Origin of the sequence: Leptolyngbya sp. AN10 (genome assembly GCF_050565645.1) — a bacterium.
Classification (GTDB): domain Bacteria; phylum Cyanobacteriota; class Cyanobacteriia; order Leptolyngbyales; family Leptolyngbyaceae; genus Leptolyngbya.
Window position 1 is genome coordinate 47,896 of record NZ_JBNXVP010000025.1, and the last position, 15,890, is coordinate 63,785.

General features: G+C 47.2%; 16 protein-coding genes. 12 read left to right on the forward strand and 4 right to left on the reverse strand.

Annotated features, from left to right (window positions below; all coding sequences use genetic code 11):
- Window positions 1-36: 36 nt before the first annotated feature.
- Window positions 37-282, reverse strand: coding sequence for a DNA-directed RNA polymerase subunit omega (locus ACQ4M5_RS28005; RefSeq protein ID WP_068382241.1), 246 nt, complete (start codon window positions 280-282; stop codon window positions 37-39).
- 153 nt (window positions 283-435) lie between these two features.
- Between ACQ4M5_RS28005 and ACQ4M5_RS28010 the strand changes: the two genes are divergently transcribed.
- The 5 genes from ACQ4M5_RS28010 (at window position 436) to ACQ4M5_RS28030 (ending at window position 3,314) form a co-directional block, all read left to right on the forward strand.
- Complete coding sequence (locus ACQ4M5_RS28010) at window positions 436-1,128, forward strand: GDSL-type esterase/lipase family protein (RefSeq protein ID WP_430679047.1); 693 nt, start codon at window positions 436-438, stop codon at window positions 1,126-1,128.
- The gene (gene rdgB, locus ACQ4M5_RS28015) at window positions 1,125-1,697 is read left to right on the forward strand and encodes an RdgB/HAM1 family non-canonical purine NTP pyrophosphatase (protein WP_430679048.1); all 573 of its coding nucleotides are present in this window, start codon (window positions 1,125-1,127) and stop codon (window positions 1,695-1,697) included. The genes ACQ4M5_RS28010 and rdgB overlap by 4 nt, the downstream gene beginning before the upstream one ends.
- Before the next feature lie 237 nt (window positions 1,698-1,934).
- The gene (locus tag ACQ4M5_RS28020) at window positions 1,935-2,255 is read left to right on the forward strand and encodes an NfeD family protein (RefSeq protein ID WP_430679049.1); all 321 of its coding nucleotides are present in this window, start codon (window positions 1,935-1,937) and stop codon (window positions 2,253-2,255) included.
- Between the two features lie 235 nt (window positions 2,256-2,490).
- Window positions 2,491-2,766, forward strand: coding sequence for a hypothetical protein (locus tag ACQ4M5_RS28025; protein WP_430679050.1), 276 nt, complete (start codon window positions 2,491-2,493; stop codon window positions 2,764-2,766).
- Between the two features lie 173 nt (window positions 2,767-2,939).
- Window positions 2,940-3,314 carry a hypothetical protein gene (locus ACQ4M5_RS28030; RefSeq protein WP_430679051.1) on the forward strand — a complete coding sequence of 125 codons (375 nt, stop codon included), beginning with the start codon at window positions 2,940-2,942 and terminating at the stop codon, window positions 3,312-3,314.
- A gap of 47 nt (window positions 3,315-3,361) precedes the next feature.
- Here the strand turns inward: ACQ4M5_RS28030 and ppc are convergent, their stop codons facing one another.
- Window positions 3,362-6,406: a phosphoenolpyruvate carboxylase gene (gene ppc / locus ACQ4M5_RS28035; protein ID WP_430679052.1), complete on the reverse strand. Its 3,045-nt coding sequence runs from the start codon at window positions 6,404-6,406 to the stop codon at window positions 3,362-3,364.
- Between the two features lie 58 nt (window positions 6,407-6,464).
- Entirely contained in the window at window positions 6,465-6,662 is a 198-nt protein-coding gene (locus ACQ4M5_RS28040; RefSeq protein WP_430679053.1) for a hypothetical protein, read from the reverse strand.
- A gap of 332 nt (window positions 6,663-6,994) precedes the next feature.
- Between ACQ4M5_RS28040 and ACQ4M5_RS28045 the strand changes: the two genes are divergently transcribed.
- The 5 genes from ACQ4M5_RS28045 to ACQ4M5_RS28065 all read left to right on the forward strand — a co-directional run bounded on the left by ACQ4M5_RS28045 (window position 6,995) and on the right by ACQ4M5_RS28065 (window position 11,979).
- Window positions 6,995-10,000 carry a hypothetical protein gene (locus tag ACQ4M5_RS28045; RefSeq protein WP_430679055.1) on the forward strand — a complete coding sequence of 1,002 codons (3,006 nt, stop codon included), beginning with the start codon at window positions 6,995-6,997 and terminating at the stop codon, window positions 9,998-10,000.
- Complete coding sequence (locus ACQ4M5_RS28050; RefSeq protein WP_430679056.1) at window positions 9,997-10,233, forward strand: hypothetical protein; 237 nt, start codon at window positions 9,997-9,999, stop codon at window positions 10,231-10,233. Before ACQ4M5_RS28045 ends, ACQ4M5_RS28050 begins: the two co-directional genes overlap by 4 nt.
- On the forward strand, window positions 10,234-10,416 hold the full coding sequence (locus tag ACQ4M5_RS28055) for a hypothetical protein (protein WP_430679057.1): 183 nt from the start codon (window positions 10,234-10,236) through the stop codon (window positions 10,414-10,416).
- Window positions 10,417-10,487: 71 nt separating this feature from the next.
- Window positions 10,488-11,678 (forward strand): RNA-guided endonuclease InsQ/TnpB family protein, encoded by a 1,191-nt coding sequence (locus tag ACQ4M5_RS28060; protein ID WP_430679058.1) that lies wholly within the window; start codon window positions 10,488-10,490, stop codon window positions 11,676-11,678.
- Window positions 11,679-11,694: 16 nt separating this feature from the next.
- Window positions 11,695-11,979 (forward strand): PIN domain-containing protein, encoded by a 285-nt coding sequence (locus ACQ4M5_RS28065; protein ID WP_430679102.1) that lies wholly within the window; start codon window positions 11,695-11,697, stop codon window positions 11,977-11,979.
- 12 nt (window positions 11,980-11,991) lie between these two features.
- On the opposite strand, the gene ACQ4M5_RS28070 is transcribed toward ACQ4M5_RS28065, so the two are convergent.
- Window positions 11,992-13,788: a DUF3352 domain-containing protein gene (locus ACQ4M5_RS28070; protein ID WP_430679059.1), complete on the reverse strand. Its 1,797-nt coding sequence runs from the start codon at window positions 13,786-13,788 to the stop codon at window positions 11,992-11,994.
- A gap of 130 nt (window positions 13,789-13,918) precedes the next feature.
- Here ACQ4M5_RS28070 and ACQ4M5_RS28075 point away from each other — a divergent pair, with 130 nt between their 5' ends.
- Together ACQ4M5_RS28075 and ACQ4M5_RS28080 are read left to right on the forward strand one after the other, a co-directional pair.
- Entirely contained in the window at window positions 13,919-14,806 is an 888-nt protein-coding gene (locus tag ACQ4M5_RS28075; protein WP_430679060.1) for a CNNM domain-containing protein, read from the forward strand.
- Window positions 14,799-15,707 carry a YgfZ/GcvT domain-containing protein gene (locus ACQ4M5_RS28080; RefSeq protein WP_430679061.1) on the forward strand — a complete coding sequence of 303 codons (909 nt, stop codon included), beginning with the start codon at window positions 14,799-14,801 and terminating at the stop codon, window positions 15,705-15,707. Before ACQ4M5_RS28075 ends, ACQ4M5_RS28080 begins: the two co-directional genes overlap by 8 nt.
- The last annotated feature ends 183 nt before the right edge of the window (window positions 15,708-15,890 follow it).

The following is a 15,890-nucleotide window of genomic DNA, read 5'->3' on the forward strand; positions in this document are numbered from 1 at the left end:
CCTAAAAAAAATCGGGGCGATCTCGCCCCACTAACTCTATTCTCCAATAATTTCGGGCTGCGTCAGCTCATCTGACATTTCGATAATTGCCCGCATTACAGGTTTCATCATCGGATCGTCTCCGCTGTCGAAATCCTCGAACCGACGACGCTTCGCCCGATTTGCGACCTGAACCGTAATGCGATACCGATTCGAGGCAGCGCTAATTAGTTCATCAGCGCGGCGCATCAATTGAACGGTGTCAAACGTATTGCGTTTGTGTAAAGAGCCAGATTTAGCCATCAGTAGTTCTCTCAGTAAAGACGAGCGGAATCCTCGATCGTGACAGATTGCCAAAGCTTGTGTAAAGTTTTGAAAAAATCCGTCTAGAGTGATAGAGTCCGAGTTAGCTCAGACTCTATTAATAGCGCAGACCTGTTTCTTTCGCACGAGTTCATGCAAATTTTCGCTCCTTCTCCGATCGATTTAACCGCTTCTTCTGCTCCGTCCCTCCGAATTTTGGCATTAGGGGACAGTCTCGTTTACGGATTTGGTGATCCGGTGGGCGGCGGCTGGGTGGAACGACTTCGACGACGCTGGATGAGTCCTGGTGGAACGAATCATGCGCTTTATAATCTGGGCGTTCGAGGAGATGGTGTGCGGCAAGTGGCGCAACGGCTTGAGGATGAATTTCGCCATCGGGGAGAATTACGCAATCGTGTCCCGGATTTGATTATTCTTTCGGTTGGTGTGAATGATTCGCCGAGACTGGGTAGACCGGATGGCAAGAATTTTCTGCCGTTTGAAGGATTTGAAATCGGGATTGCGGACTTGCTCGATCGAGCTTTACGCCTATGTCCGGTTTTATTCGTCGGCATGATTCCTGTGGATGAGGAGAAAATGCCGTTTCTCGATTGTATGTACTACAATCATGCGGATCAGAGCCAATATAACGATGCGATTCGATCGGCGTGTGAAGCGCGTCAGATTCCGCATTTGAACCTGTTTGAAATTTGGCGATCGAGAGGATTGGACTGGTGCAGGCAGCAATTCACCGAAGACGGCTTGCATCCAAATGTCAGCGGATATCAGGCATTATTAGAGGATATTTCGAGTTGGGATGCGTTTCGGCATTGGATTGAACAATGACAGTTTTAGTAGTTGCCACCGGAAATCCAGGCAAAGTTAAAGAGATCGAGCCTTATCTTGCGGGGCTGAATTGGGAATTGCAGTTGAAGCCCTCGGATTTAGAGATGGAAGAAACCGGAACCACGTTTCGGGAAAATGCAGCGCAAAAAGCCACCCAAGTTGCGATCGCAACGGGACATTGGGCGATCGCAGATGATTCTGGTTTAGAAGTGACAGCACTTAATGGCAGACCGGGGATATATTCGGCTCGATATGCAGATTCGGATCAAGCGAGAATTGCGAAATTATTAGGGGAATTAGGCAACAATCCCGATCGACGAGCGCAATTTGTTTGTGCGATCGCGCTTGCGAAACCGGATGGCTCGATCGCGCTTCTGACTGAGGGAGTTTGTCCGGGTGAGATTTTAACGGCTCCACGCGGTGAAGGTGGATTTGGCTACGATCCGATCTTTTATGTGCCTGATAAGAGAATGACATTTTCAGAGATGCCGTTAGAGGTGAAACAGGAGATTAGTCATCGCGGACGAGCATTTCAGGAATTGTTGCCGCAGTTAAGAGCGATCGACTAATCCCTCTTCACGGAACAAATGCAAAGGGTAAGGGCAGCTTGATATTGCTCTTACTAGATTTCGCTTAAAGATTTCCGGCAAGATATTGACACACTAAGCTTACACATTTATTGTGTATATATGGCTGAAATTCAGCAGTTAAATTGTTTAGATTTTGGTGTGAACTGATAAAAGCATCTCTGTCAGTGGTGAGTGAAACATACTGAATTCAGCCTCAAATCTACTGTGGAGGCAATCATGAACTATTCCCTATTGCAATCGTTTCGATCGTTCTTTTCTGTTGCCGATCCCTACCACGAACCCGATCCTGAAATTGCCAAACAAGTGTTTGATTTATACGAAATTGCAGTCGTGTGTTACAGAATTTCCCCTCGAAATGTAGGACAAGTCGAATATCAAGGACGACACTGGAGCGCAGTCTGTTTGGAAGATCTTGTCCTTCTTCCTGGAACTCAAGTGAAAGTGATCGATCGAGTCGAACTCAATCTTGTCGTTAGACCGCTCATGATCTCTCAAGCGCGTTCTCTTCCCAAAAAGCGGTTGAATCGGTCTGCCTGAATCAATGCGTCGTCTGAGACTTGTCGATCGACAGACGATGCAATTTAAAAGTTGTGTTAAATTTACACAAAAGATGAACAGATCCAGCGCAAATTTCTTAATCTAGACTAGAACTTGTAAGCAGAAATCGCACAAGTGAGCAAAAGCAGACTCAAATTACCCGAATGGCTGCTTTTGGTACGGTTCTGATTTTCAAGTTTGTGGATCGCGTAGTCGCTCGTAGAGGATTAAAACAATGGCGGAGAATACTCCTGTAGCAGAAACAGCATCACAACAAAAAGGTGCAACCAAATCTGCAACATCCAAGCTAAAAAAGCGATTGAATCTGGATCTGTCGCCGGAAGCTTACGATTTGCTCCAAGAACTCTCGGAAGAATCGGGCAAGAACATGGCGGAAGTCTTACGAACTGGGCTGGCTCTGTATGGGATTGCACGAGAAGAAAAGAAAAAAGGACGGAGCTTGGGCGTAGTTGAGGACGATCGAGTTGTGAAAGAGATCGTCATTCCGTAACCAAAGTCTGCATCCTATTGAAAAACTCAGGACGGTGATTTCTCTTCAAGCCAAAGTAGGTGACTCAGGTTAGATGGTGAGAGTGAGTGGCAAACGATAGTGACAAACTACTGTGTTTGCTTGACTGGGTTTGCTCGACATCGTTCTGAGGCTTTTTTAATACGGAGGCACTTATGGATTTGCTGGAGGATTTTTTTGCCCGAAAAAGGCTGTACGAGAATGCGATCGAGATTGCCAAAGTCGAAGACACGAAGATCGCAGAACTACCGACTCCTGCATTAGTCATTGTGATTCGCAAAGTTAAACCTCGAAAACTACTGCGTAGACCTGCATTCAATCGGGCAAAACTCGCACCGATAAGAAGTACACGCCAATGGCTCGAATGGGTGCTGATTCCACTTGCGATCGGGCAGTTCTGGTGGTTAGCGCTGTTGTCTCTTCCAGCCTTGAGTGCTCAATGCAATCCACTACACAATCTAGGTTCTGTCGATGTGAGCCATTGGAAATTACCAAACTCAGAGGATTTCTTGAGTTTGTTTAGAAAATAAATCAAAGGCGCGATCGCATCGCCATCGTGATTTGATCGCACCCTTGATCAACCTGTGTTCCGCATTCCCGCAGCGATTCCATTAATCGTGAGTAATGCGCCGCGTAGCAGTTCACCTTTGCTGTAACGCGATCGTACAACTCCAGAAGCTGCAAGCGTTTTATGTTGCCGTAATCGTTTCAACAAGGACACCTGTAGGAATCCGAGGGGCACGATCGTCCCATTGCGTAACTGGACTGATCGCTGAAGTTCTGGATCGCCATCTAACAATCGATTGTGTCCAGTAATCGTCAGAACCAGTTCACGAGTTAGCAGATACTCATTGCGAATCTGCTCGAACACAGGAGCAAACCGCTCTCGATCTTCAGGTTGTGTCAGTTCATCGACGTAGTGACCTGCAATTTGCAAATCGACTTTAGAAAGCGTCATTTCAACTCTGGAAATTGCCATTTTGAAAAAGGGCCATTTGAAGTAGAAATGCCGTAGAAGCTGCATGTGTTTTTCAGGCGCTTCATCTAAAAATCCTTGCAGCGCCGTTCCAACTCCATACCAGGACGGCAGTAAGAATCGGCTTTGTGTCCAGCTAAAGACCCAAGGAATTGCTCTGAGGCTACCTAAATCTTTTTTGCCACCTCGACGAGCGGGACGAGAACTAATTTGAAGCTGGCTAATTTCCTCGATCGGGGTGACTTGATGGAAGAAGTCAATAAAATCGGGTTGCTCGTAAATGAGTGCGCGATAGTGTGTGCGCGATCGCGCCGCCAATTCTTCCATGACTTGCTGCCACGGTGCAATCTCATCGAACTTATTCTGCAACAAGCTTCCTTGAATCACAGCAGTTGTAACGGTTTCCAAGTTATACAGCGCAAGTTCTGGTAACGAATACTTAGAAGCCAGCACTTCGCCTTGTTCTGTAATCTTGATTCGACCATTCACACTGTGTCCAGGTTGCGCCAGAATCGCTTCGTAAGCAGGACCACCACCACGACCCACAGAACCGCCGCGACCGTGGAAAATTCGCAGCACGACACCATGTTCATCGGCAATACTTTGGAGAGCTTGCTGCGCTTTGTGAATTTCCCAGTTACTACTCAGGAAACCCGAATCTTTGTTGCTATCTGAATAGCCGAGCATCACTTCTTGGAGTGCAAGCTTAACGCCGATCGATTCGAATCCACCTGCCAATAGTGCTTTATAGAACGGCAGATCGAACACACCGCGCATAATACCAGGTGCTTTCTGCAAGTCTTCTACCGTTTCAAACAAAGGGACAACTTGAATCGTTCCGAATCCAGTTGCTGGATCATACAATCCTGCTTCCTTTGCAAACAACAGCACTTCGAGTAAGTCACTGACATCATGACTCATACTGATGATGTAAGTGCGACAGATATCGATGCCAAACTCCTGTTGGAGCTTGCGAACCATGCGGAAAGTTGCGATCGCTTCACGAGTACGATCGGAAAATGGCAGTTCAGAAGGAATCAAAGGTCTGCGGGTTTTTAGCTCACTGATCAACCATTGACATCGTTCTTCTTCGCTCATGTCGTTGTAAGCTTTTGGCAGAACTTGAAGATAGTCCACGACTTCATTCATGGTTTCTGAATGACGTGGGCTTTCCTGGCGAATATCTAAGTGAGCTAAGTTGAATCCAAAGATTTCGACTTGGCAGATTAGATGATCCAAATCGCGACAGCTTAATCCAGTTGCCGCTAGATTGCTTTGAATTAATCGCAGTTCAGTTAAGAAATCATCGCCCGATCGATAAATTTTCGTTTCATCGTATTCGGGCATTTCTTGTTGTAGCCCGTCAATGTTCGAGAGTATTTGATTGCGCTCTAGCGTGTTTTCTAACCGCTTGCAAATATAAGCCAACTTGAGTCGATACGGCTCTTGGCGGAACCGGATCGATAAGCGATCGTACACTTCTGGCATTCGCTGTTGCTCTTGTTCCAAAGATTCCAGCAAATCGGGCAGAACATCACTCCAGTGCAGCGATAGACTGAGCAATTCGCTCAAGGCTTGGATCGAATGCACATAGCGTTCTAGAACCAGACGACGCTGATAACAAGCGGTTTGCCAAGTCACTTGCGGCGTAACGGACGGATTGCCATCTCGATCGGCTCCCACCCAAGATCCGAACTGACAGAAATTCCGGCGCGGCATCTGCATTTTCGGAAACGATTCATGTACGGCTTCCTCTAAACGCTTGTACAGATGAGGAATCGCATCAAAAATCACTTCTCGGAAGTAATGCAGCGCATGATCCACTTCATCGAGAACAGTTGGCTTAAATTGGTGCAGTTCATCAGTCCGCCACCAGAGACGAATCTCTTCGGTCAACTGATCGCGCAGAGAATCCGCTTCCCAAGACGAAGAAAGCCCGATCGCTTTTAAGCTATCTTCCACGCTGTCCAACTGCCGCAGAATTTTCGCAATCCGTCGCTGCTTATCGCGAATCGTATGTCTCACAATTTCAGTCGGGTGAGCCGTAAAGACAAGCCACACATCCAACTGATTGATCAATTTCTGAATTAACTGAGGTGGAACATTCAACTGTTTGAGCCGAGGAAACAGCCAGTGGAACGTGCCAATTTCCCGCCGAGAAGCCGCCTCATGCAAGCTCCGTTCTAAAAAGTCTGCCTCTGGTCTTCCCGCATCTTCCTCTGTCGCATAAGCTTGCCGTTCATGTTTCGGATCAGGCTGCCCGTGTCCCTCTCGTGCCATCCGGTACTGTAACTGTTGATCTCGCTGTTCGTAATGCTGCTCAACAATATTGATCAACTGAAAATAAAGTGCAAACGCACGAGCCGCTCGAATCGCCTCATTCAAATCGAGCTTTTCCACCACTTGCAGCACTTCTGATCCCATGAACGTCGTCGCCTGACCTTCTGGAGAACACATCCGCCTCAACTGATTCAGCAGATCCACCAATTCCTGTCCACATTCTTGGCGCAAGACAGCTTCCCAAAGATCCTCCACAATTCTGAGACGATGACGCAAAAATAGATCGGACATCATCGCAGTGACATCTTCAGAAGCTGTGGTGAGACTGGTCGAAAATTCGTCAGAAGAAGGTCGGGTCGAACTCATACAGTAATCCAGAGAGGTTCAACAATTTTAGGGGACAGGGGCACGATCGCGGAAATGATCAAGACTGATCGGGCGGAAAGTCGAGTCGGGGAAGACGATCGCCCCGAAAGATCTCTTCACTCATTGCGCCGAGTTCCTGAACGGATTTCGCGATCGCGTTCCCTCCCACGAGTGCGACTAAAACGGGAACCGTTGCTAAACTCAAAGCAACATCAGGATCAAGAAAGCCTAAAATGCGATCAGATTCAGATTTCATTGATTGTAAGTTCCAATAAGAAAGTAAACCAGTGTTTAGCGTAACAGTCTGATCTACACGGATGTGCATCAGTTCTCTAGATGTATCTAAAGAGATGCGATCGAGATCAGAATTTAAAATCAGACAGAAAGTTAAGGTATCGGCGTAACAGCACTTTAGAGCGATAAAGGAATCGCTGAAAAAATTGTCCTAACGGCGCGGTTTGTGCTTACCATAACTAAAAAAAGTGTATCAAAATCGAAAGTTAAGCTTAAATGCACAAGGTGGGATTTTAGATTGATCTACCGCTGACTGTTGGATATTGGAACATTACACAGGGACTCTAAATTCCGATGGGGAATCGATCGCCGTACACGCTCTCTTCGTCACCACAAGCTGTGGGATCACGTTTGCCATTGTTGCCGTGGCTCTATCGCGTGATCGGGATTCCTCACACTCATCTCCAAGTCCGACTACGCGGAAACAATCTCTACATCTTAGCGGAAGGGCGAAACTGTCCGGAGCGATCGCTGATTTTCACGCATCTGGTTCGCGCTCTTTCCAAAACAGAAATCGAGACGCTGCTTCCTCCCTCTCAGCCCAAAGTTTATCAAGTGATTCTCTACGGACGGAAAAGCGGTGAGTCGCGTCCTCAGTGGGCAGACGTGATTCATTTGGCGCAACTCGATCGCTATTTAGAAAATCTTGATGACCCCAAACCCGAAGTAACGGTCGCGATCGAGCTTGCCAATTTAGGCATGGCACGACGGGGAAGACCGGATGCGATCGCTCGGTATTTGAGTGAATCTCTCACTTCTTTGGGTGTGGCAGTCCGAGCGAGTGTGAAATCAGCCGCATTGCCCGAAGAAGCAGGAATGCCCCAAACCGCGAATCTATCTTCGGTGCTGAGTAGTACGGCTTCGCTGACTCCTCAAGCCTTGTTGAATCGGTTGTGGGTTGTGTGTGAATCGGCATACAGTCCAGATTCGACTTTGCTCACAGAAACGATCGCGCAAAAACTCCGAGATTTGGAATTAGACGGGTTTCGAGATGCGATCGTCTTTAGTCGCGTTCGAGGTGAGACGAAACCTGAATGGGTGCTGCGGGTTGATCTGACTCCTCCCCAGGAAATGCTCAAAGATTGGGCGCGGTGGGGAGATATAGAAGCGCTCACTCGTTTGATGAATAATGCGGTGCGAGATCAAGGCGTTGAAATTTCTGCGACTCTGATGGACATTACGCTGCACGTCACGGCTCAGAGAGAAACCCCTCCAGAAAAGCAGCGACTCTTTGCCGCGATCGCGCCGTTGATCGACACGATCGCGCCTCAAGGCATTCATTCAATGGCGGTATATGGTCTAAGCGGTTCACCGAATCCAATGCCTCACCTTTCGATTCCGGATTCCCCGGTGTGGGTGCAGTGGATGGATCTACCCGCGAAGGAACATCGTGCGCTTTCGGAATCGACTAGAGAACTCGCAAAACAAGGAGATTTAAGCGCGATCGCTTTTCTTCTCACGCGCCAATTGAATCCGAATCTCAATGACCAACTCGCGACAGGTGGAATTCGGCTGCAAATTCGACAGAAAGAAGATTTGCTCCACATCATGACCGATGCCCCGGTTTGCCCATCTCAGGGACAAGTGGGGGCAAAAGTCGCTAACTATATTCGTGGATTGAATCTTCCAGAAGTTCAAGGAGTCCGAGTTTACGGCAGACGATCGGGACAAAAACGCCCGCTTTGGAGTTATGGCGTAGATTTCTTAACGAGAGATAGTCTTATCCCCGAAGCCACTCCCGAATTTGCTGCCTCAGATGCGTATGTAGGCGATTTGCTGACGAAAGAACCTGGAGCGCTTACCGTTCCAGAATTTGAAGAGACAGAACCCTCTGCTTGGGATCGAATCGTCGAAGCCATTCAAGGCACATTGGCGCGGACTCGAATTTTTACGATCGAATCCGAAACCGCTCCCAACACTGCAAGAGCGACCCAATCTGCGGTTCCAAATGAAGCCAAAGCCGCGATCGTCTGGGGGATTCTCGGCATTCTGTTAACCGTTCAAGCCGATTGGCTCTTGGGGCAATTCGTTAAACCATTACTCGCATCGAAACCCGCTCCAACTGCGTCTCCCGCTCCGCAGCCTCCGGAACAAATGACGCTGCCAGAACTCTCTCTGCAAAAAACACCTGGATTCGAGTCGATCGGTTCAGGTTTCACACAATCCGGATCGACTTTACTCACTCCCGGATCAGGTTCGACAGCTTTACTCGCGTCTCCGTTGAAACCGAAAGCCGCGATCGACACTTCTCGATCGCCTTATCCCACATTCAACGCGCCGCAGCTAGACGAAAAATTCATGCTTTATCGTCAGTATGTGGCTCAAAACGGTGCACCTGATGTTCTGATCGTCGGAAGTTCTCGTGCGATGCGAGGGATTGATCCAGTCGTTCTAGAACAAACGCTGGCAACTCAGGGCTATCCTGGAATGCGCGTGTTTAACTTTGGAATCAATGGCGCAACTGTGCAAGTTGTAGATCTCGTGGTGCGACGATTGTTAGCTTCAGAACAACAGCCGAAATTGATTTTATTTGCAGATGGTTTGAGAGCGTTTAACGATGGACGACCGGATGTTACCTTTAACGCGATCGCATCTTCCCCTGGCTTCCGTAAACTGCCTGAAATTGCGGTCGAATCTGCTCCAAATCCGACTCAAGCTTTCACGAAACCGCTGGAAACTCTCGCTCGAACTCAAACCACAGTTGCCGATCGCTATCAATCATTTAATGATCAACTCTTGCAGCAAGTCGGTCAACTCTCAACCGTTTGGAGCGATCGCAATAAGTTACAAACCTTACTCAAGAGCAGTTTAACGTTTAGCTCGATCGCGAGTTCTGAACCTGATCCAGAATCGACGATCGAAGGTGCAGGCTTGATCGATATCAATGGGTTTTTGCCGATTTCTAATCGATTCAATCCAGTCACGTACTATCAGAAATTTTCGCGAGTTCCTGGAGAAAGTGATGCCGACTATGCGGATTTCAATCTAGACGGGGTACAAACTCAGGCACTACGATCGCTGGCTCAATACACAAAATCTCAAGATATTCCGCTCGTCGTTATCAATCTGCCGCTGACTGAGCAATATCTTGATTTGTATCGTCGGGAACGTGAGCAACAATTCCAGCAGCACTTGATGAGACTGTCTGGAGAATTGGGCTTTACTTACCGCGATTTGTTAGAGAACTGGAAAAATACGCCTGACTTCTTCTCCGATCCAAGCCATCTCAACCGATATGGGGCTTATGCGGTTGCAGCACATCTCGGAAAAGATCCGCTCATTCCCTGGAGGAAACGATGATAGAAAAAATTCAACTCCGTCAGCACACTGGAAAAGATGGTGTTCTACACCTAGAAATTCCAACAGGACTGATTGAACAAGAAATTGAAGTCGTGATCACTTACAAGCAGTTAGAGGAGTCGGATTGCTCTTTGGAACAGTTGTATGGAATTTGCGCTGACAATCCAATCGTGATTGATGAAGGAGGCATTTCCGAAAGCCTTGACGATGATATGGTTGGAGCATTTCAATAGATGCGCTATCTGCTGGATACGAATGTTTGTGTGATGTATTTGAATGGTCGATCGACTTCGCTTTCCAATCGATTGCTTTCAATCCCGACTGATGAAATCGCAATTTGCTCGATCGTCAACGAACTCGCTATCCCTCCCCACACCGCTTCGCTGAGTGTGGGGAGGGATAGCGACAGGGCGTAAGCCCTAATCTCTCATCGGGCATAGCAAATATCTCTGTTCTGGGTATAATCAGTACGTGAAGTTTTAGAGCTATGAAACAAGTCCTGACCGTAGCTTGCAAGATCGTAGTCACCTCTAAACAGTTGCCAAAAGTGCAAAATCTGTTTCAAGTGTTCGCGGATGCTTGCGAGTACGTGAATCAGGAAGTCCCTGAGAAGCTGACAAACGAACTTGCAATGCAATCTCTGATTTATCAGGATGTTCGCGCTAAGTTCGGTTTGTCGTCTCAGCTTGCGATTCATGCAATCCGCCGTGTTTCTGGAAACAGAAAGACAGCAAGGCAGAAAGGTAGTCCAGTAAAGCAATTTGCACCAACTTCCGTAACCTATGACGTAAGAACGTTCAGCTTCCGCGAATCGGACTGGACGGTGAGCCTCACAACATTAGGTAAACGGGAACGGCTCAGACTGCATATCGGTAACTATCAGCGCGGATTGCTGAAAGGGCAGAAACCTAAGACGGCAACCTTCTCGCTGAATGCAAACGGTGAATACTATTTGAACATTCAGCTTGAATCGCATCCAGATCCACCCAAGAAAACTAAAAACGTTCTGGGTGTGGATTTGGGTAGAACTGATATTGCAGTCACTTCGGACGGGGGCAGTTTCAGTGGTAAAGACGTAACGAATGTTCGGAATCACCACACCAAGGTGAGAGCATCGATCCAGCAAAAAGCCTCGAAAGGCACAAGGTCTACTCGTCGTCGGGCGCGGAGACTCTTGCAACGGTTGTCGGGCAAGGAAAGACGCTTTCAGCAGCATACCAATCACGTCATTTCTAAGCGCATCGTCCAACACGCTAAAACCAACAATCAGGTGATTGCGTTGGAGGACTTGACTGGAATTAGAGAACGCACAAACGAGATGCCGCGCACGAAGAAAGAGCGTCGGTTGTCGAATAGTTGGGCGTTCTACCAGTTGCGTACCTTCTTGACCTACAAAGCGGTGAAGAACAGCGTAAAACTGATTCTGGTGAACCCTGCCTACACCTCGCAAACTTGCCATAAATGCCTGCACATTCACCCCGTTAGAGGTGAATCGTACAGAAGTGGTAAGCGGTTTACTTGTGGTCATTGCGGTTGGGTTGGGGATGCAGATTTGAACGGCTCGAAGAATATTGAAGCAATGGGGCGTTCTATAAACACGCCTGGAGGTTCGGAGTTGTTTAGCTGTTCGCTCAGCTATTCAGCTTCAGGGCTGCTGAAAACTCCCCGCTCAGCGTAGCAGCGGGGAGTAGTTTATAGCGGAATTATTCTATGGGGCAATGCGAAGCAGCAATCCGACGCAAACTTTGAATCAGCAACAGCGATTTCTTAATCGATTTGTGTCACTGCCTTTTGAAGACCAAGCCGCCCGAATCTCAGGACAAATTCGGGCGCAGCTTGCATTTAACGCAACCCCAATCGGTGCTTATGATCTCCAAATCGCTGCGATCGCGTTGTCTCACGATCTAATTTTGGTGACGCACAACACACGCGAGTTTGAGCGAGTTGAAGGATTACAGCTCGAAGATTGGGAAATCTAGCGCTCTGAATCGCTATTTTCTCAACCGTGGAGAAAGCGATAAAAAGCCCTCAAACTGAACTCGATCGTCTGTGATCGAACTTGCACCGCTGATACTGCGAATACTGCCCAAACTGTCTTGAATTTGAGTCACAAACGGATTTGCTTGAGTCGATCGACCCATGAACGCAGGCAACAGTGCAGTATTCACAAAGGACATAAATGCGCCTTGATTCACATAGAAGTAGCCCAGGTTTGCATTTGGGAAAGGCTCGATCGCAGATTTGAAATTCGCCGTTTGAGTCAAATTCCGCGTCGGGGCTGGACTAAATTCGCTCACTGCACCACCCCCAAACAACATCAGCAAGGTGTTTTGATCCGTCCAACCGTGGCTAAAGAAATTCAGCGATCGACCTTTATCAACGCCTCCATAGTTCGTGAACGGCTGACCTGCGATCGTGCCTTGTTGAACCAATGGCTTTCCTAAACGTGGCTCAACAAATGAGGTGAATTTCTTCAGAGCGGCATCTGCGGCGGATCGATCGTCGGTTTGCACCATCAAACCGAGCGCAATATCCATGCTTGGAGCCATTGCAGGAACGAATCCTCTTCGGGTGGGATACGCGAAGACAACGTATTCCCCGTTCATCCAAGGCAGCAGATCGCGATCGTCTACTCCGAAAGCTTGCTGCATTGCTGTTCTACCTTGATCCAGCGCAGTTTTCCAGGAAGGCTGCGATTCTAATCCTGTTGTCAACGCTCGCCAATACAGCGCCAAATTCTGACTGTTTGCCACCATGTAATTCACTTCGGGCAAGCGTTGTAAAATTTCGTTGCGAGTGGTGAGCGGCGTTAACAAGTTCTCTGGAACGGACTGCTTGAGGTTCAGAGCAAATTGGACGCGGAGTCCGGTTGATTCTGCCCAGACGTAACCTTCTGCGGTGTCGTAGAATTCTGCTAGCGGATCAACCATTTTTGGGTCGATCGTGAAATCTGGGAATGCAGGCGCGTTTGGAGAAATCTTTCTAAGTTCTTCGAGTTGCGCTTTCTGAATTTCATTGATGGCTTTGAAGGCTTCAATGTATTTGCCGTAAAGCATCGCGATCGATTGACTTGCTTTCGGATTGTTCGCCAATTTCTGATACTTCGGATTCTCGGTGAGTTTTCCTTGTCCATCGAGCATTTCTTTGATCGCATCGGCAGAATTCGCACTGACGAAATAACCGGGGAGAATAGCGATCGCGAATTTTGGAACTGGAATAGAAACTTGTCTTGGTTTAGCAGCGGGTGGTTTTTGACCTTCCCCGACTGCGTAAAGATCAACCTGTGTCCCAGATTGCTTTTCTGTTTGAAACTCTAAAATTGTTGCGCCTTTGTACTGAATTTCTTTTGGCGCTTTCTGACGTGTTTCCTTGAGAAAGGTAATATACCGATCTAATGCTGCTTGATCTTTTACTGCTGAAATGGTGACAATGCTTTTTCCAGATAGCAAAGCTACACCAAATTGATCCCCTAACCAGGGTTTAATGTCTCTTGTGAAATTCGCGAATTGCCCCTGGGTCGGATAAAAGAGTGTGCCTGGAAACGAGAAATCGCTGGGAAATAGAGCGAACTGGCTCAATTCTTTCCAACGATCGTTCTGCGTATTCACCATCACCACACCGAGCGTTTCTGCCGGAAGAACAGAAGCGATCGACTGCGATCGAGCCACTTCAGGAACAGTAACGGGTGCGGGTTGAGCAAAAACTTTAGGTGATGAAATCGGCAATTCGGGCGCAGCAACTAGACTCAGCGCGGCGAGCGTTGTAAACAAAGAACGTTTCAGCAACATAATCCGTTTGATTGAGGTAATAATGAAATCCTGCCTGGGAGAGTGAAACTCCCGAAATTAGTCAGTAATCTTTACATTAAGATTCCCAAAAATGAATTCTTTGACGTTGTAAACAACGGGGGAAACGACTTTGACGGCTCTAGAAACGTTTGAAATCGAAACGGCTGAAACATTAGTGAGATTGGCAGTATTGCTGCTTTTTGTTGTGTTTGTGGCGTTTTTTGTTGCAGTAGAATTAGCGATCGTCTCTTCATCAAAAGGCGAAATCGATTCGCTGGCTCGACAAAGTGAAAATCCAGGCACTCAAAAAGCTGCTCAACTGGTTCAGAAAGCTCAGAACAATTTGGGACAATATCTTTCGGTCACTCAAACCGGAACGACTGCCGGAAGTCTATTGCTCGGATGGCTCGGTGAAGGTGCAACGGTTCATTGGATTGAGCCTTGGATTCAACTGCTGCCCATGCCAAAAATGTCGATGATGATCACGACGCATACAGTCGCAACCGCGATCGCGTTTCTGATTGTCACGTATGTTGAAATTGTATTAGGTGAACTGGTTCCGAAAGTGTTAGCAGCACATGAACCAGAAAAAACCGCATTGTTATTAATTCGTCCACTTCAGATTTGTTCTTATTTATTCTTTCCAGCGTTAGTTATTTTGAATGGCACTGTGCGATTGCTAACTGGACGATATACGAGTCGCGATCGTATTTCAAAAGATGAGTTTATTCGTAAAGATGACTACTCTGTGTTGGTTTCTGGAACGGTTGATCTTTCAAAGCTGAATGAACAATTGCAGCTAAGTTTGCCTGAGAGTGATGCTTATCGAACCGCAGCAGGCTTTATGATTCACCATTTGCATCAAGTTCCAGCAACAGGCGATCGATTGCAATGGGGCGAATTAGAGTTTGAGGCGACTCGTGTGGTAGAAAATCAGATAGAAACAATTTTGTTGCGTCAAGTGACTCGTCCGTTGCCCGAACCTGAAAAAACTCTCGCAGCTAGTTCCTATGATTAATTTTGATGTGGCATTTTACGATCGCTCTCACTGGGGAAGAATTTCAGTTTCAGATAGCGATCGCTTAAATTTCCTACACAACCAAACTACGAACACGTTTAAGCTCAGAAAGTCCGGTGAAGGTTGCGACACGGTTGTTCTCACTTCAACAGCAAGAACGATCGATTTAGCAACTGCTTATATTCTCGATGATTCTGTTTTGTTGCTAGTTTCTCCGGGAATGAGCGAGAAAGTGATGAGTTTCTTCGATCGCTATATCTTCTTCGCAGACAAGGTAAAACTTGAAGACATCACAGAGCAAACTGTAGCATTCAGCTTACTTGGTGCAAAAAGTCATGAAATTGTGAAAGCACTTGGCGCAGAAGAATTAATCAATCAGCCTTACGGAACTCATTGTTGGGTGAATGATATTCGGATTGCAGTTGGAAGTGGATTAGCAACCGAAGGCTATAGTTTGATTTGTGATAAAGCGATCGGCTTAAAGCAAAAGCTGATCGAGCTAGGTGTTACTGAAATTAATGAACCAGCCTGGAATACGTTACGCATCGAACAAGGTCGCCCGATGCCTGGTTCTGAGCTAACCGAAGACTACAATCCATTAGAAGCGGGATTATGGCACACGATTTCATTTAACAAAGGTTGCTATATCGGACAGGAAACGATCGCCCGTCTTGATACTTACAACGGCGTGAAACAGCAACTTTGGGGAATCAAGCTCAATCAACCGACCGAACCAGGCGCGATCGTCAAAATTGGCGATGAAAAAGTTGGAGTAATTACGAGTGTTGTAGATACGATCGGGCTTGCTTACATTCGTACCAAAGCGGGAGGAGCAGGCTTGACTGTCGATTTGGGTGAGATCATTGAAGTCCCCTATCTTACTTATCAGAAACAGAGCTAATACCAAATCAATTTGTTAATGCTACAGATCCTTCGCCCCCTAAATCCCCCAATTCTGGGGGACTTTGATTCTTGTTCCCCCAAACTTGGGGGTTAGGGGGCTTGCCGGATCTGTAGCACTCAAAAATCGACTCAGTATAAGCAAAGTCATAGACACTCTGAGCATCGTGAATTGCTCTCAGCC